The organism is Sporosarcina psychrophila, from assembly GCF_001590685.1.
Classification (GTDB): Bacteria; Bacillota; Bacilli; order Bacillales_A; family Planococcaceae; genus Sporosarcina; species Sporosarcina psychrophila.
This window is the reverse complement of sequence record NZ_CP014616.1, coordinates 1,490,307-1,513,194: the sequence shown is the minus strand read 5'-3', so window position 1 is coordinate 1,513,194 and position 22,888 is coordinate 1,490,307. Positions and strand designations below refer to the sequence as shown.

19 protein-coding genes and 1 riboswitch are annotated in these 22,888 nt (G+C 41.0%); of the genes, 9 read left to right on the top strand and 10 right to left on the bottom strand.

All coding sequences use genetic code 11. The annotated features are described in order from the left end of the window. The first annotated feature begins 57 nt into the window (after window positions 1–57). The 3 genes from AZE41_RS07320 (at window position 58) to AZE41_RS07310 (ending at window position 1,920) form a co-directional block, all read left to right on the top strand. Window positions 58–576, top strand: coding sequence for a GNAT family N-acetyltransferase (locus AZE41_RS07320; protein WP_067207438.1), 519 nt, complete (start codon window positions 58–60; stop codon window positions 574–576). Window positions 577–591: 15 nt separating this feature from the next. Further along, window positions 592–1,179 carry a VanZ family protein gene (locus AZE41_RS07315; protein ID WP_082786518.1) on the top strand — a complete coding sequence of 196 codons (588 nt, stop codon included), beginning with the start codon at window positions 592–594 and terminating at the stop codon, window positions 1,177–1,179. 78 nt (window positions 1,180–1,257) lie between these two features. Continuing rightward, window positions 1,258–1,920: a GntR family transcriptional regulator gene (locus tag AZE41_RS07310; RefSeq protein WP_067207436.1), complete on the top strand. Its 663-nt coding sequence runs from the start codon at window positions 1,258–1,260 to the stop codon at window positions 1,918–1,920. Between the two features lie 411 nt (window positions 1,921–2,331). Here AZE41_RS07310 and brnQ read toward each other — a convergent pair whose 3' ends face one another. From brnQ to AZE41_RS07295, 3 genes are all read right to left on the bottom strand, one after another. Further along, a complete protein-coding gene (gene brnQ / locus AZE41_RS07305) occupies window positions 2,332–3,687 on the bottom strand; it encodes a branched-chain amino acid transport system II carrier protein (protein WP_067207434.1) in 1,356 nt (451 codons plus the stop codon). Between the two features lie 234 nt (window positions 3,688–3,921). Further along, a complete protein-coding gene (locus AZE41_RS07300) occupies window positions 3,922–6,999 on the bottom strand; it encodes an AAA family ATPase (protein ID WP_067207431.1) in 3,078 nt (1,025 codons plus the stop codon). Next, a complete protein-coding gene (locus tag AZE41_RS07295) occupies window positions 6,996–8,153 on the bottom strand; it encodes an exonuclease SbcCD subunit D (RefSeq protein ID WP_067207428.1) in 1,158 nt (385 codons plus the stop codon). Before AZE41_RS07295 ends, AZE41_RS07300 begins: the two co-directional genes overlap by 4 nt. Window positions 8,154–8,303: 150 nt before the next feature. Further along, window positions 8,304–8,407, top strand: a riboswitch (TPP riboswitch). Window positions 8,408–8,514: 107 nt separating this feature from the next. On the opposite strand from AZE41_RS07295, the gene tenA reads away from it, so the two are divergent. The 4 genes from tenA to AZE41_RS07275 are packed head-to-tail and all read left to right on the top strand — an operon-like array spanning window position 8,515 to window position 11,654. Then, window positions 8,515–9,207, top strand: coding sequence for a thiaminase II (gene tenA, locus AZE41_RS07290; RefSeq protein ID WP_067207426.1), 693 nt, complete (start codon window positions 8,515–8,517; stop codon window positions 9,205–9,207). Continuing rightward, complete coding sequence (locus tag AZE41_RS07285) at window positions 9,194–9,943, top strand: ABC transporter ATP-binding protein (protein ID WP_067207423.1); 750 nt, start codon at window positions 9,194–9,196, stop codon at window positions 9,941–9,943. Before tenA ends, AZE41_RS07285 begins: the two co-directional genes overlap by 14 nt. Beyond that, the gene (locus AZE41_RS07280) at window positions 9,940–10,680 is read left to right on the top strand and encodes an ABC transporter permease (RefSeq protein ID WP_067207420.1); all 741 of its coding nucleotides are present in this window, start codon (window positions 9,940–9,942) and stop codon (window positions 10,678–10,680) included. The genes AZE41_RS07285 and AZE41_RS07280 overlap by 4 nt, the downstream gene beginning before the upstream one ends. After that, window positions 10,677–11,654, top strand: a complete 978-nt coding sequence (locus AZE41_RS07275) for an ABC transporter substrate-binding protein (protein WP_067207418.1) — start codon at window positions 10,677–10,679, stop codon at window positions 11,652–11,654. Before AZE41_RS07280 ends, AZE41_RS07275 begins: the two co-directional genes overlap by 4 nt. A gap of 208 nt (window positions 11,655–11,862) precedes the next feature. Here AZE41_RS07275 and AZE41_RS07270 read toward each other — a convergent pair whose 3' ends face one another. The 3 genes from AZE41_RS07270 to AZE41_RS07260 are packed head-to-tail and all read right to left on the bottom strand — an operon-like array spanning window position 11,863 to window position 14,426. Next, window positions 11,863–12,795: a metal ABC transporter substrate-binding protein gene (locus tag AZE41_RS07270; RefSeq protein ID WP_067207416.1), complete on the bottom strand. Its 933-nt coding sequence runs from the start codon at window positions 12,793–12,795 to the stop codon at window positions 11,863–11,865. Between the two features lie 33 nt (window positions 12,796–12,828). Next, the gene (locus AZE41_RS07265; RefSeq protein WP_067213888.1) at window positions 12,829–13,686 is read right to left on the bottom strand and encodes a metal ABC transporter permease; all 858 of its coding nucleotides are present in this window, start codon (window positions 13,684–13,686) and stop codon (window positions 12,829–12,831) included. Further along, the gene (locus AZE41_RS07260) at window positions 13,686–14,426 is read right to left on the bottom strand and encodes a metal ABC transporter ATP-binding protein (protein WP_067207414.1); all 741 of its coding nucleotides are present in this window, start codon (window positions 14,424–14,426) and stop codon (window positions 13,686–13,688) included. Before AZE41_RS07260 ends, AZE41_RS07265 begins: the two co-directional genes overlap by 1 nt. A 522-nt stretch (window positions 14,427–14,948) precedes the next feature. Between AZE41_RS07260 and AZE41_RS07255 the strand changes: the two genes are divergently transcribed. Continuing rightward, complete coding sequence (locus AZE41_RS07255; protein WP_067207412.1) at window positions 14,949–15,734, top strand: enoyl-CoA hydratase-related protein; 786 nt, start codon at window positions 14,949–14,951, stop codon at window positions 15,732–15,734. A gap of 15 nt (window positions 15,735–15,749) precedes the next feature. Beyond that, window positions 15,750–16,784 (top strand): enoyl-CoA hydratase/isomerase family protein, encoded by a 1,035-nt coding sequence (locus AZE41_RS07250; protein WP_067207409.1) that lies wholly within the window; start codon window positions 15,750–15,752, stop codon window positions 16,782–16,784. A 53-nt stretch (window positions 16,785–16,837) separates the two neighbouring features. Here the strand turns inward: AZE41_RS07250 and AZE41_RS07245 are convergent, their stop codons facing one another. The 4 genes from AZE41_RS07245 to AZE41_RS07230 form a co-directional block, all read right to left on the bottom strand. Next, complete coding sequence (locus AZE41_RS07245) at window positions 16,838–18,298, bottom strand: CoA-acylating methylmalonate-semialdehyde dehydrogenase (protein WP_067207407.1); 1,461 nt, start codon at window positions 18,296–18,298, stop codon at window positions 16,838–16,840. Next, window positions 18,299–19,201 carry an NAD(P)-dependent oxidoreductase gene (locus AZE41_RS07240; RefSeq protein ID WP_067207404.1) on the bottom strand — a complete coding sequence of 301 codons (903 nt, stop codon included), beginning with the start codon at window positions 19,199–19,201 and terminating at the stop codon, window positions 18,299–18,301. A gap of 16 nt (window positions 19,202–19,217) precedes the next feature. Next, complete coding sequence (locus AZE41_RS07235) at window positions 19,218–20,945, bottom strand: acyl-CoA dehydrogenase FadE (protein ID WP_067207403.1); 1,728 nt, start codon at window positions 20,943–20,945, stop codon at window positions 19,218–19,220. Between the two features lie 144 nt (window positions 20,946–21,089). Further along, window positions 21,090–22,862, bottom strand: coding sequence for a sigma 54-interacting transcriptional regulator (locus AZE41_RS07230; RefSeq protein WP_067207400.1), 1,773 nt, complete (start codon window positions 22,860–22,862; stop codon window positions 21,090–21,092). Between the last annotated feature and the right edge of the window lie 26 nt (window positions 22,863–22,888).

Genomic DNA, 22,888 nt, shown 5'->3' with positions numbered 1-22,888 from the left:
GCTGTCTTTACCATTACAATCAGTATGTGTATTATTACATGCAAAGAGGTGTCTGCAATGAAGACGATTACTATTCGTAGAGCGGCAAGGAACGATGCCGCGGCCATAACTGACATACTTATAACGAGTCAATGGTTTACATACGACAAGCTTTATTCCAAGGATTATATTACTAAAATAATTGACCAATATTACAGCGTGCAACGTATTGAGCAAGAAATCGTCTCTATTAATGAACAATGGCACGGTTATTTCATTGCTGAGTCAAATGGAAAAATCGTCGGTGCTATCGGCGGCGGAATGACTAGTAAAACTGCTGGAGAAGTATATGTCTTTTATTTAGACCCTTTAATGCGAGGAATGGGTATTGGCACACGACTTCTCGACTTCTTTACTAAAATACAGAAATATACGTATGGCGCAAATGAACAATGGGTTTCCGTCGCCAAAGGAAACCATTATGGCATTCCCTTCTATGAGGCTCGCGGATTCATCTTCCAGCATGAAGAACTTGCATATGGAACTTCTAAAGAGGATCAAGATATCTCTCTGAAATATAAGCGCGACATTACATAAAATAAGGTGGATTTAATGACTACAATCTTAGGGTATATCGCAGAAATGATTCCTTATCTATTCATCGCTTTGCCAATCATCCTCATCACCCGCATCATTTACAATAAAATACGCGGATACGTGAAACTTCATGTCTACCATGAAATTGGTGTTGTCATCTTTTTATTATTCATGACGGCGTTATTTTCACAAACAATCCTGACGTTTCTTTATACAGGACCGGTCGTTACACGCTCATTTTCGAATGTAAATCTTATTCCTTTCAGGGTTTTTCAAGATAATTATTATGCCATTACGGAATTGAATTTCTGGCAGCCATTTATTATAAATTTTTTAGGTAATATATGCATTTTCATGCCCATTGGTTTTATGATTCCTTTATTATGGAGCAAATTCAATCGATTTTGGAAAGTTTGTTTGATTGGGTTAAGCATATCTCTTTTTATCGAAATAACGCAGTTGTCCCAAGCCAGAAGTAGCGATATTGATGATTTATGGTTAAACACACTAGGTAGTATGATTGGTTACTACGTGTACATTGTTATGAAAAAACGCTTTCCGAAGACAAACCATCTTTTTAAAAACAGAAAAATTCACTCGTAATATATTGCATATCTTCCAACTGACCTTACTTTATTGTATACTAGAGCAATAATGACAAATACAGGATGGTGATTCAAAATGCCGGTACCGACAGATCATACGAAGCCACTTCGAATTTCCGCAAAGGAAAATGCATTTAACCAACTCCAGCAATGGATTATAGATGGCACATTACATCCAGGTGAAAAGTTAAACGATACAGAACTTGCCGGGGCGCTCGGGGTTAGCAGGACACCTATTCGTGAATCGTTGCAATTGCTTGAAGTGCAAGGGTTTGTGAGAATGTATCCTGGGAAGGCAACGCAAGTAACGGAAGTCGATAAAGAATCTATCACAGACCTCCTTCCCCCCCTCGCAGCATTGCAAGCCTTATCCGCTGAACTTGCAATCCCGCAGCTTACAGAAGAGACGATCGCCTTACTTGAAAGTACGAATAGAATATTTGCCCATGCAGTCTATACTGAAGATTACTTTTCTGCTTTAAAAATCGACGAAGAGTTTCATCAGATTATCGTTGACGCAGCGGACAATCCATACATCATAACTATGGTCGCTTCACTTCAAGCACATGTCAGAAGATTATTCTTCCATAACTCTATTATCTTAACTGAAAAATCGATTGATGAGCATGATAAAATTATCAATTCAATGAAAGAACGGGATCCTATAGCTGTTTCCTCAATTATGAGTGGAAACTGGCTACGTGCGATTGAAGAATTTCATTCTCTCAAATCAAATTAACACATGTATTGATTAACCCAAAAAACAGTAAATAACTTGATCAAACACTAGACGCTTTGTGTACAGTTATGTTTGAATTGCTTTGGATCGGAGGACCTCTATACGATTACCGAGAGGTCTTGATGTGTAGGTATGCGACAGGCAACTATTCGTAACAGAATTACCTAGGATGGAATGAACTGCAATTCCTCCCCAAAAGTGTGGCTAGAAATGACAATGTTATTTCTAGCCACACTTGCCTCTCGGTAAATATGTCATGAATAGTTCGCCAAAAGCGAACCGGAAATGATCCAGTGAAAATGGATTTTCCCAAGCCCTACTCACCAGTATTTTATGACAATAAATAGTTAATCAACAGACGCGTCAAAGTATAATAAAAAGCCGGTTCCTCAGTGAGGAACCGGCTTTTTATTATACTTCTACTGTAGGTTTTTTCCGAATGCGTGCGGCTATTCCGGTTATTAGTATGACAACGAGTACCGGTAAAAGCCAACCAAGCCCTTCCTCATAGAAAGGAAGTACACGATCATAAAAGGATATAATTGGGGCTAACCAATCAAAATACGCTATCTCAAGTGATTTACAAAGTGTTTTAAATCCATCAATAATACTAATCATAAATGCAACGACCGTTGCTGATACATACACTACACGAGCATGGTTGAATAGCGGTGACAGGAATGTCAGAATCATTAAAACGACTGACAACGGATACAAGAACATCAATACCGGAATCGAATACGTAATGATATTCGCCAATCCAAAATTCGCGATAACGAAACAGAATGTTGAGAAGAAAATAACGAAAACTTTGTAGCTAATTTTCGGCATAATTGTATTGAAATATTCACCACATGCAGTAATCAGTCCGATACTCGTAGTCAAACATGCGAGTAGGATTACTACAGCGAGCATAACCAATCCAAATGTCCCCAAATAATGAGATGATGCACCGCTTAATACAGGTCCGCCCGTATCAAAGAGTCCAAATAACTCTGTGCTCGTCGCCCCTAAGTAAGCAATTCCTACATAGATAATCGCAAGGAATGTAGTCGCAATCGCACCTGCTTTTGCTGTCGCCATTAGAATTTCACGTTTATTCGTCACACCCATCGAGCGGATTGCGTTAATGACGATAATCCCGAAGACCAATGAAGCGAGTGCGTCCATTGTGTTATAACCTTCCATAACGCCTTTTATTAACGCTCCGCTTGTATAATCGCCTTGCGGTGATTGAATTACACCCATTGGTTTTACAATAACCATAACCAACAAAGCGAACAAAAGTACGATGAGTGCTGGTGAAAGGATTTTACCTACACGGTCAACGATTTTCGCGGGATTTAATGATAACCACAATGTAAGACCAAAGAACAATAAAGTAAAGATAATTGTAGCAATCTGCATATATTCCGCGCTAATAAACGGAGAGATTCCAATATCAAATGCGACTGCACCTGTACGTGGTGCGGCGAAGAATGGACCAATTGTTAAGTATAAAAGTGATGTGAAAACAACTGCATAAACTGGATGTATCCGGCTTGCAAGTTGCTGTAAATTTTGGCTCCCCGAGAAGCCCATCGCTAAGATGCCGAGAAATGGAAGCCCTACTCCAGTAATTAAAAACCCAAGAACAGCTAGCCACATGTTCGTTCCAGCATATTGCCCAAGCTGTGCTGGAAAAATAAGATTTCCTGCTCCAAAAAATAGTGCGAATAGCATCAAGCCAATGGCAAGATACGATGAAAATGATAACTTCTTTTGCATAACTTCAGTTCCCCCTTGATGTAAATAACATTACACGTATGCAATATATCGCTGAATTAATAATACTCTTTTCCTTTACAAAATGCAATATAATAATGGCAATTTATTATGTTAAAAAGAATAATAAAACATTGATTTTTCTGATATATTATCAATAAACAAATTATAATACTATTTTCGATATAATAATTGTCCGTTTGCATGATCGAACATGCAAACGGACATAAGATTAACTCATTTAATAATAAACTTCGTGTGACTATGGCCTTCTTTTGCTTTTTTCACTTCGAGAATCGCAGGGAATGCAGCTTTCAGTTCTTCAACGTGAGAAATGACGCCAATCATACGACCTGATTTCTGCAGATCAATTAATGTGTCAATTGCTTTGTTCAACGACTCTTCATCAAGTGACCCGAATCCTTCGTCAATAAACATCGTATCAATTGACACCGAACCTTGGAAACTTTGAATGACATCTGCCATACCAAGTGCTAGACAGAGAGAGGCATTGAACTTTTCGCCACCTGACAATGTCTTCACGTCACGTGTTTGCCCTGTATAAGCATCATATACATCGAGACCCAGTCCACTTTGTCTCCCTCGTACTTCCTGACGGTCACTGCGGATTAAGACAAACTGCCCGTTCGACATTTCTTTCAAACGTTCATTCGCCGATTGGATAATACGTTCCAAGTATTCGATTTGAATATAGCGTTCGAATGACAACTTCAAACCGTTCTGTCCTCTTACGATATCGTAAAGGTCTGTGATTTTCCCATATATTCGTTCAAGTTCAATCACTGTTACGGATGACTGTACAAGTTTCTCCTTCAAACTGAATGCGTTTTTTTCATATTCTGAAGAAGCATTATAGTCAGTAAGAGCGGCTTCATAATCAGTTTTCAATTTGGCCACTTTCGTTGCCAAATCGCTCAAATCCACCACTTCTTTCCCTTCAAGCAGTACCCGTAACTCCCCTACTGCATCGCGTAAACTATAAAGTTGTTGTTTGAATACCGCCACTTTTTCTTTCAACAAAATGCGGTCAACTTCTTGCATTTTCGCCTCACGATAAGCCTGTTCTGTTGGGAATGCCGATTCTTCTAATGCTTTTTTGAATCTACTTTCCGCCTGCCCCCTCTTCCCTACAACTTCTTCCAAGGTTTCCCCAGCATGAATTTCTGCTACTTTCGCCGACCCCAGCTTCTCGCTCGTTTCCTCACGCACTTTCTGGACTACTTCCCAAGCGTAATCTAATTCTTCTTTTTTCTTTTCAGTTTCAGCAATCCGCTCCTGAAGCGTGGCTAGTACCCGTACATCTTCGGGTATCGTTTGTAATGTCATGTTAAACAGGGCTAGTTGTGTATCATAGGACGATTTTTGTTGAAACAATGCACGTTCCATTTCAGTTTTCTGCGCCACGATTTGCGCTGTAATTACTTCTTTCTTTTTCAATTCCACTTTCAGATTAACAAGCAATTTTCGATCTGCGCGAAGCTTAGCCACTTCCGCTTCTAGCTTCTGTTTTACCTCATGTAAATTATTATTATCCTTTTCTATAGCTAACCGCTTCATTTCATTTTCTTTATCAGTTAACTGCTCGATTGTATTTTGGTAGGTAATAGCCGCGGTTCGGAATTGCCCCTCGACTTCTTTCAGCCGTTCTTTCTCCACTTCCAGCTTTTCCCTTGAAATGGTTACTTCAATTGTTTTATGCGATTTAGCGGGATGATGTTCACTCCCACATACCGGGCAGGATTCCCCGTCTTTTAAAGACTCAGCCAACATAGCTGCTTGGTTATTTAGCCAAAGTTGTTCTACTGCATCGTATTCCGATTTACTTTTCTCATAACGCGCCTCGTGATCATTCTTTCCTTGTTCCAATACGTGTATCCGATTTCGAATGGCAATGAATTCATCCAGTAGTTTGCACTTTTCAATCGTTTCATTTAGTTGATCGATACGTTCATCGTACTGAACTTGTCCCACTTCAAACATCTCGATTTCTACTTTCACTTTTTCCAAGTTCTTCGTTTCTTCATCTGTCATTCTAACGGTTTTCCCAAGTTCTTTTTCCAAATGATTGTTTTCTTTTTTCATCACACCAAGAGCAGTTTCCTTCGATGCCAAACTTGAAACAGCCGGAAGGAAATCTTTTAGTCGTATCAAACTTTCCGTCAGCTTTTCACGGTCAGTTTTTCTTGCTTCTTCCACTCGAAAATGCTCTCCAGCAAGTTCCATTTTTTCTGTTGCTATCTGGACTGCTTCCTTCGCATTCTTAAGATTACCTGCTTTCGTGGCAGTTTCTTCTTTCAATTTGAGTAATTGCATCTCAAGTTCACCGATTGAAACAGCTCGCTCTGCGTCGGCTATTTGTTGCTCTTTTTGTTCCACAATTGGCAACTGTTCCGTTAACTTATTTAACGATAATTCTTTTTGACGTAGTTCAATAAAACGTTCATTCATACTTTTCGCGGCGTGGTACATTTCTTGCATTTTTGTATGTTTTGCATAAACTTCATCGTAACTCTTTTTAACAACAACCGTCTTGTCTTGATAAAACGCAAATTCTTCTTCTAATCCTTGAACGACTTGATTCACATTGTAATGTTCATTCGCAAGAACAGTAAAGACCGATGACTCACGCTCGGGCAGTAAGGTCGCTATTTGTCCAATATGCCCCTCGCTCTGTTGCATCTCTTTCGTCAGAGTCGCTTGTGCGCTGTCTTTCTTCCCTTTTAGCTGCTCCACTATTTCACGGTACTTATCTGTTTTAAATATTTTCCGCATGATTGTTTCTTTATTTTCTGTATCAGACGTTAGAAACTTTCGGAACTCTCCTTGCGGCAGCATAACAATCTGACTGAATTGTGCTTGTGTAAAGCCGATTAGTTCTTCTACCTTCTTGTTAATTTCAGATACAATCTGCCTGTCGACAAGTGGTACCTCCCCGTCTTCCGTCAGTTCATAGAACTCGCAGCGCGCAGACGTTTCGGACTTGTTCCCCTGTTTGACATACGGTATTTGCCGCATGATGCGGTACGTTCGATTATGAATGTCAAACGTCAATTCAACGGTCGTTTGAACTGCGTCGTCTGCGAAGTCGCTTCGCATCGCACGATTATCCGTTCGATCTTCTCCGCTCGCCTGACCATATAGCGCAAAACAAATCCCATCAAATATCGTGGTTTTCCCCGCACCAGTAGCTCCTGAAATAACGAAGAGTCGATTGTCTTTCAATTCCCTGAAATCGACCGTTTCCGTCCCTTTATATGGTCCAAATGCCGTCATCATTAATTGAATTGGTCTCACAGCTGTGTCCCCTCCTTGTGCATAACTTCATGGAGCACTTCTGAAAAGAGGGTCTCCGTTTCTACGTCTGCCGCTTCTCCTTTCATCTCTTCGTAAAATGCTTTAAAGAGTGCTAAATCATCATGCTTCCCATGTTCCATACGTTGTTCATCAACCGCATTTGCGGTCAGCATGAGCACTTTACGCTCAACATGCATCGCGTTCGGATAGACTGACCGTACTTTTTCCATCGGGAATAAAACCGGTGTCTCATCTAGCAATTTAACAAAAACATAATCCTCACTTACTGGGTGCAACAAAATATCTTCCATCGTCCCTACAACCGTCCGCATATCATGCTTTGGCTTCAACTCCCGTTTCTCAACAGATACCTGCCCTGCAGCATCAAGTTCGATAATTAGAAACCCTTTATTATGATGTTCTTCTGAAATCGAATATTTCATTGGCGAACCCGCAAATCGCACTGTTTCATTTAACACATAATGTGCCTGATGTAGGTGGCCAAGTGCAGTATAATTAAATCCTTCGAAAAGATGCGCCGACACATATTCTGCCCCACCAATTGCCAACGGTCGTTCGGAGTCACTCGTGTTATTTTCACTTTCTCCGTGAGGTGTCACAAAAGCATGTCCAACAAATACATGTCGGACCCCCTCTGCCATTTGTTCACGGATAGTTGCCGTCACTTTCTTCATCGCATCGTTATGGTTCACAATCGTTTCATCTTCGTGCAAATGTTTTACAACAGAAGGATCCGCAAATGGTACGAGATGGAAATGAACCTCACCGTAGTCATCTGACAAAACGACCGGTTCGATTACTTTCGTCATCTGACCTGCAATATGGTAGCCATTTACTCGCATCAATCCGCTTCCAAAATGGAGGCGTCCCGGGCTATCATGGTTTCCTCCAATCGCAAGGACAGGTATTCCAAGTTCCATAGTGATTTTTCCAAGCACTTCGTCAAGTAGTGCAATCGCTTCTGTAGGTGGCACCGCACGGTCATACAAATCGCCTGCGATAACGACCGCATCTGGCTTCTCTTTTTTGACTGCCTCTACAAATTGATCAAGCACATAACGCTGTCCTTCTGTCATATATATACCTTGAACGAGCTTGCCTAAATGCCAGTCCGCTGTATGGAAAAATTTCAAATTCATTTCCCCCTTCAATACTTTTTCTTTCTACTTTACAGGATAATTCTCGTAAAAGGAAACATACATTCCTTTCTAACTTTTCACAAAGTTAAGGTTGACCTTCTATTTTTAATATGCTTATAATGGGGATGAGTCCAATTTCATATGATCCACCGCTAGGGGTGCTCTAACAGAGCTGAGAGAGGCATGTGCCTTGACCCTTATAACTTGAACTGGTTAATACCAGCGTAAGGAAGAGGTGCTGACACAATAATTCTGCCGGTCTATTTTCCGGGATACTTTTGATTGTCTACAACCCACTTCTTCTTCAAGGAGTGGGTTTTTTGGTTTTCAAGAATACAAAGGGAGTGTTGGAATCATGAAGTTCACTGACCGTTTGTTAGAAAAGACGTTACCAATCTGGAGACAGAATCATAGCCATCCGTTCGTACAAGGAATTGGCGATGGGACGCTTGATCCGGATAAATTCAGGTTTTATATGGTACAGGATTACTTGTATTTGATTGATTATGCAAAACTGTTTGCGATTGGGGCTGTAAAAGCCGACGACTTGGAAACGATGGGCAAATTCGCGACACTACTCGATGGGACGCTGAACAAGGAAATGGCCCTGCATCGAAGCTACGCACTGCGGTTCGGCATTTCTGAACAGGAACTTGAAAACGCTAAGCCGTCACCAATTGTTCTTGCCTATACACACTACATGTTACACGTCTGTCAAAATGGAACCGTTGCGGAAGTGATGGCTGCTCTGCTTCCTTGCGCATGGAGTTACTGGGAAATCGGTAAGGAGCTAAATGCTATTCCAGGTGCTGCCGATCACTCGTTATATGGCGATTGGATTCAGATGTATTCTTCGGATGAATTCAAGGAACTTGCGGGCTGGTGTATTGATTTAATGAACAAATCAGCAGAAGGAAAACCGGAGCATGAACTGTTAAAGCTCGAGGAGATCTTCCTCAATACAACTCGTTATGAATATATGTTTTGGGATATGGCAAATACAAAACAAATGTGGCCTGGAGTTGAAATGATAAATGCTATCGTTTGACGGTGTTTCATTCACGTACCATTCAGGCAACAGCATACTCGATAATCTGACATTCAACATTCTTCCCGGTGAGTTTATTTCGATAATTGGTGTGAGCGGTTCCGGGAAAAGTACTATTTTTCGTCTTGTAACCGGGTTAGATGAACCCTCAAGGGGTACCATTTCTCTTGAAGGAAATCCAAATAGTCAGCGCCTCGGAAAGGTTGGCTATATGCCACAACAAGATCTGTTACTGCCTTGGCGAACCATTTTAGAAAATGCATGTCTTCCGCTTGAAGTAGCCGGATTAGATAAGAAGGCCGCCAAGGAACAAGTACAACCATTATTAGAAGAGTTCGGTCTTGGTGGAACAGAGGATAACTATCCAGGAGAACTTTCGGGTGGAATGAAGCAGCGCGTCGCTTTCTTACGCGCTGTTCTTTCTGGCAATTCCCTACTATTGTTGGATGAACCGTTTTCAGCACTCGACGCCATCACCCGACTGGCTATGCAAGAGTGGCTAATCAATCTGTGGGAAAAGCGCAAATCAACTGTCCTTTTCATCACACATGACGTAGAGGAAGCACTGTTTCTGTCAGACCGTATTTTTCTGTTGCAAAACAAACCTGTCACTTCATTCGTGGAAATCGAAGTGCCTCTTGAAAGACCTCGAATAAGAAACGATTTACATCGCGCTGAAATGCTCGAGCTAAAAGAACTGCTTATCGGCAAGCTCAGAAGTGAGGTTTCGCTGTGAAAAATACGGCTTCCTTAGTAATCATTGCAGGATTTCTAAGTATCTGGGAGTTGGGTGCACGCCTTTACGGTAAAGCGTTCATTCTCCCTTCCCCTATACAAATTTTTATACGTTTTTGGGAACTGAGGGAAGTATTATTGTTGAAACATCTACCGGTTACTTTGATGACGATTATTATCGGCCTAGCCATTTCGATTATTTCAGGAACAGCAATTGCAGTGCTAATGTCTTCCCGTCCAGGCATACGAAAAGCGCTCTATCCAATTCTCATTGCATCTCAAATGGTTCCTATTATTGCGCTTGCACCTATTTTTGTACTGTGGTTTGGTTACACAATTTGGAGCAAAGTTGCTGTTACTGTGCTCATCACATTTTTTCCGATAACAGTGAATACATTCGATGGTTTATCGTCAGGAAAAAAAGATATACAAGAACTTTTTTTGACGATGGGTGCTTCAAAAAAGGATATTTTCTATAAATATTCCGTACCAACTGCCCTCCCTCATTTCTTTTCTGGAATGAAAGTCGCTGTGACACTAAGTGTAATTGGCGCTGCAATCGGAGAATGGTTAGGGGCGCAGGCAGGCCTTGGTTACTTCAGTAGGCGTATGATGACGCAGTTCGATGGTGCAGCTGTTTTCGCACCCATCTTTGTACTGAGTGCCGTCGGAATCGGGCTATTCATCAGCGTTACCATTATTGAAAATCGAACGTTAAAATGGAGGATTAAAAATTGAAGAAAATCACATTATCACTTACAAGTCTTGCGCTAATCCTATTGCTCAGCGCGTGCAATGCTAATGAAAAAACAGAAAAGGTAAGTATCATGCTTGATTGGTATCCTAATGCTGTACATAGCTTCCTTTATGTTGCGGAGGAAAAAGGTTATTTCAAAGATGAAGGCATTGAACTGGATATCAAGTTCCCCGCAAGTCCGACTGATCCTATTAACCTTGCAGCAGCAGGAAAAGTGACTATGGGCATCACCTATCAGCCTGACGTTATAATTGCAAAGTCTGAACAGAATATCGGCATTAAATCCGTCGGCGTTCTCGTTCGTTCGCCATTGAATCACGTAGCATTTTTAAAAGAAAGTGGTATCGAGTCACCAAAAGATCTAGAAGGAAAAACTGTAGGCTATTCAGGAATCCCTTTGAACGAAGCAATACTAGAAACAATGATGAAAGCAGATGGTGCAGACTACGGTAAAGTAAACATGGTCGATGTGGGGTTTGAATTAAATTCTGCATTGATTTCAAAAAAAGCAGACGCTGTTATCGGGGCATATATTAATCATGAAGTACCGCTACTTGAATATGAAGGATTTCCAACAGGCTATATTGACCCGACAGACTTCGAAATACCTTCGTTTTATGAACTTATTGTTGTGACAAGTGACGATACGTGGAAGAAAGACCAAAAGAACATCGAAGCATTTTGGCGCGCTGCCGGAAGAGCCTTTGATGATATGGAGAAAGATCCTGAAGAAGCGCTATCTATCTTGCTAAAATACCAGGATGAAGCGAATTTCCCACTCGTCGAGGTTGTTGAAAGAGAGTCACTTTCGATTCTTCTTCCGAAAATGACAGCACCTGGTACGTTTGGTGAGCAGGATGAACAGGCATGGCAAGCAACTGCCGATTGGATGTCAGAAACCGGATTATTGAAAAACGAAGCAAATCTTGATGGGATTTTCATTAATATGGACTAACAAAAAAACAAGCTTATACTGAGTTTATCACCGTTATGGATTGTGTTATCACCGACTCAAACGAGGTTATCACCGCCACGGATTGGGTTATCACCGGCTCAAACGGACTTATCACCGCCATGGATTAGGTTATCACCGACACAACTATTTCCACCAAAAAGCAGCCAGGACTTTTGAAGTAAAAAGTCCTGGCTGCTTCATCATTTTGTTATTGATTCAAACCACTATAAATCATGTCTGCGTTCCATCTTAGCATTTTCACATACGTATCGCCATCATCACCAGGTTTCCCTAGAGAGTCCGTAAAGATTTTCCCTTTAATCGGCACATTCGTTTCCCTTGATACCATCTCCATGCTACGTGGATCGATACTTGTTTCTAAAAATAATGCTTGAACCTTTTCCTCGTTGATAGTTGCAATGATAGTTGTCAGCTGTTCAGGTGTTCCTTCATGGTGTGAATTGATTTCCCAAATGTAGGCTGCATTAAAATCATACGCTTTGGAGAAGTATTTGAACGCACCTTCACTCGTCACGAGTATCCGTCGTTCTTCTGGGATCTTGTTCATTTTCTCCACGATTTCTTCATGAAGGGCTTTGAGTTCAGTGATATATGCATCCGCGTTTTCATCATAGATGTCTGCATTTTCTGGATCAATTTTCTTCAGGGATTTACGCACGTTTTCTACATACTTGATGCCATTGCGCACGTCAAGCCAAGCATGGGGATCTTCTTCCCCTAAATGGTCCTTCGAACTGAGGAGCATCGGTTCAACCCCTTCACTTACACGAAATACCGGCGCATCCTCCCCCGCTTTTCCAGCGGTTTCCATCAATTTAGTAAACCATGCATTTCCTTCTTCTAAATTTAGCCCGTTATAAAAAACAACATCTGCATCTGTCGTCAAAGCGACATCTGCCGGAAGTGGATCATATTGGTGAGGATCTGATCCAATCGGTGCAAGGCTGTGAACATCGACCAAATCTCCCCCGACATTTTTCACAATATCGTAGACAATCGAATACGTCGCAACGACTTGCAGTTTTTCACCCTTCTCTTTTGGAGCAGTCGCCCCTTGGTTACATGCCGACAACAAGACTCCAACAACAACCAGCGCAAACAATAGCATACTTTTTTTCATTCACAATCTTCCCCTTCTATTTTGAATTACCTTTTATAAAACGGCTGATTTTTGTTTATTTGTTCGAATAGCTCTCCACAATAAACCTTGTTTCGGTGAGAATATAAATGCTAAGAAAAATAAAGCGGTTGCGACGAGTACGATTGTTGCGCCAGATGCAAGATTGTACGTAAAGCTCAAATACAAACCAATTATCGCCGAAATCGTTCCACATGCAGCTGAAATGACTATCATGACAGACAGCCGATCAGTTAATAAATAAGCTGTCGAAGCGGGTGTAATAAGCATCGCAACGACTAATATGATGCCCACTGTCTGTAACGATGCGACCGTAACAAGTGTTAATAGAACCATTAAAAAGTAATGGATCATCTTAGTCGGAAGCCCATATGCTTGAGCCATAATCGGGTCAAACGAACTGACAAGCAACTCTTTATAAAATATAAACACACTTAACAACACGAAAATACCAACTATTAGTGTCATCCACATATCAGAAGGTCTGACCGCCAACACATTCCCAAACAGGATGTGATACAAATCTGTACTACTCTTCATAAATGTGATAAGGATAATCCCAGCGGCAAATGCAGCAGTAAACATGATGCCAATCGCAGAATCATTTTTCACACGACTGTTCTGGTTGATGAATCCTATACCGATAGCTGTTAAAATACCCGTTATTACCGCTCCGATAAAGAAATTGATACCTAGCATGAAAGAAATTGCGACACCTGGTAATACGGCATGAGATATCGCATCCCCCATCAGGGCCATTCCTCTTAAAATAATAAAACAGCCAATGACGCCACTAATGATACCAACCATCACCGATGTAATAAGCGCTTTTTGCAGAAAACCATATTGCATAACTGCCTCGATGAAATGCATCATTTCGCCATCACCCCATCTAAAAACGATAATTGTCCGCCGTATGCTTTTGAAATCATTTGAGGCGTAAACACTTCTTTCACACTGCCCTTCGCAATTAACTCCTTGTTTAACAACAACAGTTCATCAAAATATTTTTCCGCCTTGTTCAAATCATGATGGACGACGATGATTGTTTTTCCTTCATCGCGCAACTCTTTTAAAATCTTCACAATCATCTCTTCACTCGTTGCGTCAATTCCAACAAATGGTTCATCGAGTAAAAACAAATCTGCCTGCTGAGCAAGTGCTCTAGCCAGGAAAACACGCTGCTGCTGACCGCCAGATAATTCTCCAATTTGCCGATCCTGAAACTCGATCATATCAACCTTTTCAAGGCACTTCAGAGCCAATGCCCTTTCCTTTCGCCCTGGCCTTTTTAATAATCCAACTGTCGGATACGTACCAATAAGAACTGTATCTTTGACTGTAATCGGGAAATCCCAATCGATTGTACTACGCTGCGGAACGTAAGCAATTCGTTTACGGACCTCTTTCAGCGTGGAACCAAGGATTGTAATATCCCCTTTATCTTTTGAAATCAAATTTAGTAACACTTTAAGCAAAGTGGACTTCCCTGCTCCATTCGGTCCAATGATTCCAACTGATTTCCCACTTGATATCGTGAACTCTATATCATGTAGCACTTCTTTTCCGAAATACGACACATGCAAATTCGAAACTACAATTGCATCTTTCATATTTACACACCTCCATATATCTATTTATATGCCGGAGTTTCCCAAGGGAAACTTTAAATCCAAATTTTTTTTGCCCTAGGGAAACTTTATAGGCAAAAAAATGAATTACATTATTGTTTCCCTCAGGAAACTTTACTAACTTCATAGTAGAACATCTAAAACCAAAAGTAAAGAAAAAAATATTTTTTTGAAAAATAACCCCTATAAAGCCATACCAACAGCATCCGTAGATTCCCTGATTAGATTTCAGTTCACAGGCTTCAACCGATGAAAATCTCCCGACTACGAAAACTTTCATCTGACGAAGAACTGTAAAACTGTCTAGACAGTTTTACAGTTCCATATTAATTAAACATTCCTACTACACACTCTTTAGACTGGCATGATAATTGCATAACTAATATATATATTGAACTAATGATTCTATATAATCACCAGCGAAGGCGCCTCATAGGGAGGCCAAGCGTTGTTGAGTGGATTCTTTATGTCAACATATATAGTTAATAAAGGAGTGGAAAAATCATGTCAAGAAATTTCACAAATCTACTGATTGAAGATGACATTGCAATCGTGGAAATAGACCATGCACCAGCCAATACATTGTCAACAGCATGCATTGCCGAACTAAGAGAGGTTTTTAAATGTCTTGCCAATGATGATAAGTTGAAAGCGATTATTTTAACTGGGGCAGGTCGCTTCTTTGTTGCCGGTGCTGATATTAAAGAATTCATTGACGCACTAGGTGACGACCAGAAAGGATTGGCAATGGCCACAGCGGGACAAGCAATTTGCAACGAAATAGAATCGATGAAAAAACCCGTTATCGCAGCCATTAATGGTGCTTGTCTTGGTGGAGGATTGGAATTGGCTATGAGCTGCCATTACCGGATTGCCGTATCTGCAGCCAAACTGGGATTACCCGAGCTTCAACTTGGGCTTATCCCTACGTTCGGCGGAACGCAAAGATTGAGCAGGATAACCAGTACAGCCACTGCATTGGAACTAATTTTAACAAGCAAACAACTTAACGGCGACGAGGCAAAGGAAGCTGGACTTATCCAATTAGTCGTTTCCCCAGAAGATCTTTTGCCAACTGCTAAAACGATTGCCAAAGCATTTGTAGACGGTAAGAGTATGACCAGCATCACGCGAGCTGTAGAATGTATCATACAGGGAGCAAATGAATCCTTAGTAAATGGGCTAGAACGGGAACGTAACAATTTTGCTGAACTGTTTTTAACAGACGATGCCAAGGAAGGTGTACACGCATTTATTGAAAAAAGAAAACCGCTATTTAAACATACGTAAAAGGGGTTGTGAACAATGACAGAAGAAGTCCTTTTTTCAATAAGCGACAATGGAGTTGCTACAATTTTACTCAATCGGCCGAAAGCTTTAAACTCACTGTCCTTCGCGATGGTTCAAGCAATCAGGGAAAAATTAACAGATTGGAAGACAAACGAACGTGTCAAAGCTGTCATAATCAAAGGTGCAGGAACAAAAGGTTTATGTGCCGGCGGAGATATTAAAACATTATATGAAGCGAAAAATAGTGAAAATGGTCTCCAAAAAGCAAACGACTTTTTCACAGAAGAATATCAAACAGATTTATCCATTGCCCAATTCCCTAAACCAATCATTGCTTGTTTAGATGGTATTGTCATGGGAGGCGGCGTAGGTTTAACTTATGGTGCTTCTATTAAAATCGTTACCGAGCGTACCGTTTGGGCAATGCCAGAAATGACAATTGGTTTTTTCCCAGATGTAGGTGCCGCCTATTTTTTAAATAAGGCTCCGGGATTCATCGGAAGATATTTAGCATTGACGGCTACACAATTAAAAGCTGCAGATGTACTGTATATAAATGGAGCAGATCATTTTATGTCTCATGAAAAACTCCTGCTTTTCATCGATGAATTGGAGGGAAGGAAATGGGAGCAAACAACCATTGACACATTGCTCGCAAAATACACATCAACCGCACCGGATGAAGGCAAACTAGTATCTTTGCAAAAAGACATAGACGACCATTTCTCTCAGACGACGATAGAATCCCTCTTCGATGCCTTAGGGGAAAATGATACTTCATTCGCGAAAGAAGCCATAGAAACAATGCGTACGAAATCACCTGTATCATTAAAAGTGACACTAAAGCAGTTAATTGACGGCGAACAAAAAACATTGGAAGAATGCCTTGCCACAGACCTTATTCTTGCAATGAACTTCATGAAACACGAAGACTTTTTCGAAGGAGTTCGCTCTGTCTTGATTGATAAAGATTTAGCACCTTGCTATAAGTATCCACACATTTCATCTGTTTCGAATGAAATGGTCAACGGCTTTTTCATTGCTGACTAAATATAGAAAGCCGAATCCCCCAAAAAGGAATTCGGCTTTTTTCAATTCTTTTCTTAGAACCAGCGCTCCGTTACAACTTTTTTACGCGTATAAAACTGTACCCCGTCTTTCCCATTTGTGCCGAGATCTCCGTAGAACGAAGATTTGTTCCCGGCAAAAGAGAAGAATGCCATTGGTGCAGGTACATTCACATTTACTCCAATCATACCCGCATCAATTTTTTCACGAAACGTTTGAGCGCTTTTACCACTTCCCGTATAAATGACCGCTCCATTGGCAAACTTCGATTGATTTGTCAGCGCAATTCCCTCTTCTAAATCCTTCACACGCACAATGCTTAACACTGGAGCAAAGAGTTCTTCCTGCCAAATTTTCATTTCGTTGTTCACGTTATCAAAAATAGTCGCTCCGAGATAATTTCCTTCTGCCAGTTGACTATCTATTTCTCGACCATCGACAATCAGCGAAGCCCCATCAGCTATACCACTCTCTATATAACTAAGCACACGTTCTTTATGCGATTTGCGAATAAGGGGGCCAACAAAGTTCTCTTTATAACGTCCATCTCCTACTGATAATTCACGCGTTTTTGCAACAAGTAGCTCCATAAAATCATCTGCAACTTCATCAACAACTGCAACGACCGAACAAGCCATACAACGCTCACCGCTACTGCCAAACGCTGCACCAATAACTCCTTGAACTGTTTTTTCGAGATGACAGTCCGCCATGACGACCGCATGATTCTTTGCACCAGCAAGCGCCTGAACACGTTTACCGTATTTCGTACCCGTTTCATACACATGTTTTGCAACCGGTTCTGATCCAACGAAAGAAATTGCTTTGACATCTGGGTGCTCCAGTAAACCGTTCACCACTTCTTTTCCCCCATGCACCAAACTTAAGACACCTTTCGGGAAACCGGATTCGTGAAATAATTCAACAAGATGTCCCGCTAAAACGGGCGTTCTTTCAGATGCTTTAAGGACAAATGTATTCCCGCAAGCAATTGCGAGTGGAAACATCCAGAGGGGCACCATCATCGGGAAATTAAATGGAGTGATCCCTGCGACAACTCCAATCGGGTAGCGCCAGACAGATCCGTCAATACCGGTAGCCATATTTGGTAGAGCTTCTCCCATCATCATGCTAGGCGCTGACGTAGCAAGTTCCACTACCTCAATCCCTCTTTGCACTTCCCCTCTTGCATCTGTCAATGTTTTTCCGCTTTCCATCGTAATAATCTGTGCTAACTCCTCTTTATGTTCCTCCAACTTTTGCAAGTAAGTAAACAGAAGACGCGTACGGTTCGGAACTGGTATATCGGCCCACGATAGAAAAGCTTGTTTTGCCACTTCCACTGCAGCATCGACGTCTTTCTTTGTAGATAGTGGTACATAAGCAATTGTTTCACCTGTTGCTGGATTAGAAACTGTTTCCGTTTCAGTACCAGATGAGTCCACCCATTCACCGTTAATCCAATTTTTCATTTGCTTTATAGTTGTTGTAGTCATTTATTTCAATCCCCCTATTGTAAATGCTATTTTTTGATGTCCAATTCTTTTATACAAAGCTGACATATCCTCTTCCGCTAATCCCGCATGTTCCGCTTCTTCATAAACTGCAAAAAGGGCTTGGCTGATTGGGAGATGCAACTGATTACTCTCTGCCAATTGCAATGCGAATCCCATATCTTTTCGTAATAACTTCAGCGCAAATCCCGGTTCATACTCCTCATTTTCGATAAATGATTTGAAGTTCCGTTCATATATTCGACTCTGTCCATAGCTAACATTTAACATATCAAAAAGCTTGTTCATGTCCATGTTATTTTCATTTGCTAATGCCAACGCTTCACTCACCCCTGCGGTATAGAAACCGATGAGCAGATTATTTATCAATTTTGCAATTGTACCACTGTCAATTCGCTCATTCACATGAAACAAATTTTCGCCTAGTACTGAAATAATTGGTAATGAACGCTCATAGTCCACCGCTCGGCCACCAACCATAAATGTCAATGTCCGATTTTCCGCACCTATCACACCCCCACTGACTGGTGCGGCTAAATAAGCAACTCCTTTCGCTTGTGCTTCCTCGCTTATGCGGCGATTCACTTCCGGCGAAACAGTGCTCGTATCAATCAAAAGAATATTTTCATCGCTTTGGTGAATCAACCCTGCTTCTCCTAAATAAACTGATTCCACCGCGGCTGTTGATGGTAAACTCGTCAAAATAATAGCGCAACATCCTGCCATTTGTATTGCAGAAAGACCAATTATTCCGCCCGCTTGCTGAAATACAGTTTCAGCTAATTCACTTCGGTCATTTCCATAAACAGTGAATCCAGATTCCAGTAAGTTTTTCGCCATGGGCATTCCCATATTCCCTAAGCCGATCATGCCAATTTTCATCATCGAGTCCCCCCATATTTTAGACGTTATATCGAGCGCTTTCTATTATTCCTTGAACAATTTCTCTCTTCTTGATAAACATATTACTGTAAAGCGGAGCTGAGATTGCTTGAATTTCCATCAGCATAAGCCCACGACTTTCCTCATCGGGTAGAGCACTTGATACAAACGAAATAGCTGCTGTTTGAATACTTCGATACCCCTCTTCACAAATGACATCGGACATTAGCATCTTCCTTTTTTCCTCGGATTCCCCATTTTTAATTAGTGCCTTCTCAGTCCTTAGCAAAGCAGATTCCATGATGAATAGCCTTTCATTCATACTGGCTAGTAATCCTAAATACTCTTGTTCCTCTTCAATTGATTTCCCTAAAGGTCCAGCAAGCGCTTTCACGACAATTCCGATAAGTTGTTTTGCCTTTACTAAGTAGCCGTAATGCCGCGTCAAAGCATGCGTCCGATTGTCCACTTCGTTTTTTGCAGACCATAGTTGCCCCTTTTCGATTTTTTTCAGTACACCTTTAGCAATTGCAAGACGATTAATTTCATTCGTCCCTTCGAAAATCCGATTGATTCGTGCATCGCGATATAAATTTTCTACTTCATATTCCTGCATATAACCATATCCCCCGTGGATTTGCACTGCCTCGTCAACAATATAATCAAGGGCTTCTGAACTATTCACTTTATTTATTGCACAATCAATCATGAAGTCAGCGACAATTCTTACTAACTCCTCTTCCGAATCAACAGATTGAAGCGCTTCATCCATTTCCCCCGCTGTTCGGTATGCCGCACTTTCTGCACCGAAGATTCGTACTGCCATATTGGCTACCTTTTCTTGGATCATCGTGAAGCCAATCAATGCTTTGCTGAATTGCTTTCGCTCTTTCGCATAAGCTACTGATAGATGTAATGCATGCTTTGCCGTTCCGATATTGGCAAATGCAAGTTTCAAACGAGCCATATTTAAAATATTCAAAGCAATATGATGCCCTTTCCCAATTTCCCCCAGGACGTTTCCAACAGGTATTTTGACGTCTTCCAAAATAAGAGTAGCAGTAGAAGAACCGTTAATCCCCATCTTTTTTTCCTCAGGTCCAACTGACACTCCTTCAAATGTTCGCTCTACGATAAATGCAGTCATACCTTCGGCTATTTTTCCAAACACTACGTAACAATCAGCGAGATGGGCATTCGTTATCCATTGCTTTTCACCATTCAATATCCAATCCGTCCCTCCTTTGTTCAAGACGGCAGTTGTTTTCGAATTCAAAGCATCCGACCCTGCATTCGACTCTGTCAAGGCGTAAGCACCAATCCATTCCCCACTTGTCAATTTCGGTAAGTACTTTTCCTTTTGGGCTGCTGTACCAAAATAGACATATGGCAATGTACCAACACCAACATGAATATTAAACGAAACGCTAAATGAGCCGGCCGCACCCATTATCTCTGCAACGAGACCTGCAACCATTTTCCCTAACTCAAAACCACCATAGGCTTCCGGGACTTCAATACCAAGAAGACCAATATCCCCAGCTTTTTCAAAAAGTACACGAACATCTTGATTTTCTATCGACAAACCTTTTTCAAGTTGAGGCTTCACGTCCAGTTTCAGAAATTGTTTGGTTGTTTTAGCAATCATTTCATAGTCGTCTGTAAAATCTTCGGGTGTAAAATAGGAATAAGTCATACTACTATTTGTTAAATTAGTATCTGAGATTAAGTGTTGTATCTGCTCCATTTCTCATTCCCTCCATTCAATGTTATATATTGCAAGTTGCATGCCAATAAAATCTCGGACGGAACACAGATGTTTCTAAGCTATGGAAAGCGCCAACTGTCTAAGTGACTAGACAAATTGACGCTTCTATTTAGCAGTATGCATTTATAACTGATAACGAGATAGTTTATTATAAAGAGTTGCTCTTGTAATGCCGAGACGTTTAGCCGCTTCCGACTTGTTCCCGCTTACTTCTCTTAATACTTTTTCAATGATATTCTTCTCTTCTTCCTCATGCACAAGTTGTCTTACTTCATTTCTTTCGCTTAACGACGAGGAAATAGTCATATATTCTTGTTTCTTTTCTATTCGAAAAAATTCGTTTGGCAAATCACTCATTTTAATATGGGATTCGCTTGTCAATGCAAATAATCTTTCCAATACATTAATTAACTCGCGTACATTCCCTGGCCAATGATATCGAAAGAATAGTTGCATGACTTCCTTATCAATCGTTTTCCCCTCACTATCGTACATTTGACAAAGAGTGGGTAGCTGTGCGGAAATAATCAGTGGGATATCGCTTTTCCGCTCCCTAAGTGGAGGAATATTCAAGGGGATCACGTGAAGCCGATAATATAAATCTTCTCTAAACTCGCCTTCCCTCACCATTTTTTCAAGATTTTTATTTGTAGCTGTAATAATCCGGAACTGGACCTGAATCGGTTCAGTTCCACCAATCCGTTCCACCTCTTTTTCCTGAATCACCCTAAGAATTTTCACCTGTGTCGCAAGGGGCATGTCACCAATTTCATCCAAGAAAATTGTTCCCATGTGAGCAAGCTCAAATTTTCCGGGTTTCCCTCCTTTTTTCGCACCTGTAAACGCACCTTCCATATAGCCAAATAACTCTGATTCGATTAAGTTCTCGGGAATTGCTGCACAATTAACACTGATAAAACGTCCACTGCTCATCTTACCCGTATCATGTATCGCCCTTGCAAATTGCTCTTTTCCAACACCACTTTCCCCAGTGATCAAAACGGGAGCCTTAGACTGTGCTGCCTTTCTTGCAAGCTTCTTTGTATTAGATATGGCGGGACTCTCTCCGAGAATATCTTCAAAAGTGAACCGTTTCTGTGCAGCAACTTTGCTCACCTCAATCGACGTTTCACTCCCTTTTCGTTGCTCTAACAAATCTATTTGAGTGATAATTTGCTGGACTTCAGAAACGCCTTCATAAATAAGCATACCGACGGCCCCAATAATACGACCATTTTTCCAAATCGGCATTCGGTGAACAACCATTTTTTGCCCCTGCAGCCAATGGATTTGATTACGCTCAGGGATACCCGTTCTAAGGACAATTGGTATCCTTGTATTCTCAATAACATTTTCTACTGGAAGGCCAATAGCCTCCTCCTTAGTCACGCCAACATAGCGGCTATAGTTTTCATTAAACAATTGAATCACACCCGCTTCATCTACAATCGTCAATCCTTCATAAGCCGTATCAAAACATAGTGTATACCACTCGATTGTCTCCTTTGATTTTTCAAGTCGTTGAAAAAGGGCTTGATTAATCTTCAGCAGTTCTATTTGTGTGATTACTCCTTGGAGCATGCCTGTCTTCTCACATACGACATAGGTTGGACATCCATCCAATTGCTTCACGGAGAAATCTTCATTCACCGATTGGAAGACTGCACTAATAATAGAGTTAATCGGTTCATTCCAACCTATTCCACTCTTAATAGTAGCAAGGCAATCCCCTATTGTGACGACTCCGATTAGTCGTTCATGATCCACAACTGGCAGTTCCGAACAATGTCCTTCGGAGAGCAAACGTAATGTTTCTCCGATTTCAAGGTCCTTTGTCAACACTTGCGGATATTCGCTCATCCATTCTTTAACCCTATAATAATCTTCTTTTACCATTTCTCATCATCCACCTTTTGATAATG

Coding starts and splice junctions, on each gene's coding strand:
- AZE41_RS07320 (WP_067207438.1), top strand. CDS start 58: ATGAAGACGATTACTATTCGTAGAGCGGCAAGGAACGATGCCGCGGCC.
- AZE41_RS07250 (WP_067207409.1), top strand. CDS start 15,750: ATGACAGAAGAAGTCCTTTTTTCAATAAGCGACAATGGAGTTGCTACA.
- AZE41_RS07265 (WP_067213888.1), bottom strand. CDS start 13,686: ATGCATTTCATCGAGGCAGTTATGCAATATGGTTTTCTGCAAAAAGCG.
- AZE41_RS07260 (WP_067207414.1), bottom strand. CDS start 14,426: ATGAAAGATGCAATTGTAGTTTCGAATTTGCATGTGTCGTATTTCGGA.
- AZE41_RS07255 (WP_067207412.1), top strand. CDS start 14,949: ATGTCAAGAAATTTCACAAATCTACTGATTGAAGATGACATTGCAATC.
- AZE41_RS07270 (WP_067207416.1), bottom strand. CDS start 12,795: ATGAAAAAAAGTATGCTATTGTTTGCGCTGGTTGTTGTTGGAGTCTTG.
- AZE41_RS07240 (WP_067207404.1), bottom strand. CDS start 19,201: ATGATGAAAATTGGCATGATCGGCTTAGGGAATATGGGAATGCCCATG.
- AZE41_RS07310 (WP_067207436.1), top strand. CDS start 1,258: ATGCCGGTACCGACAGATCATACGAAGCCACTTCGAATTTCCGCAAAG.
- AZE41_RS07245 (WP_067207407.1), bottom strand. CDS start 18,298: ATGACTACAACAACTATAAAGCAAATGAAAAATTGGATTAACGGTGAA.
- AZE41_RS07315 (WP_082786518.1), top strand. CDS start 592: ATGACTACAATCTTAGGGTATATCGCAGAAATGATTCCTTATCTATTC.
- AZE41_RS07235 (WP_067207403.1), bottom strand. CDS start 20,945: ATGGAGCAGATACAACACTTAATCTCAGATACTAATTTAACAAATAGT.
- AZE41_RS07230 (WP_067207400.1), bottom strand. CDS start 22,862: ATGGTAAAAGAAGATTATTATAGGGTTAAAGAATGGATGAGCGAATAT.
- tenA (WP_067207426.1), top strand. CDS start 8,515: ATGAAGTTCACTGACCGTTTGTTAGAAAAGACGTTACCAATCTGGAGA.
- AZE41_RS07285 (WP_067207423.1), top strand. CDS start 9,194: ATGCTATCGTTTGACGGTGTTTCATTCACGTACCATTCAGGCAACAGC.
- brnQ (WP_067207434.1), bottom strand. CDS start 3,687: ATGCAAAAGAAGTTATCATTTTCATCGTATCTTGCCATTGGCTTGATG.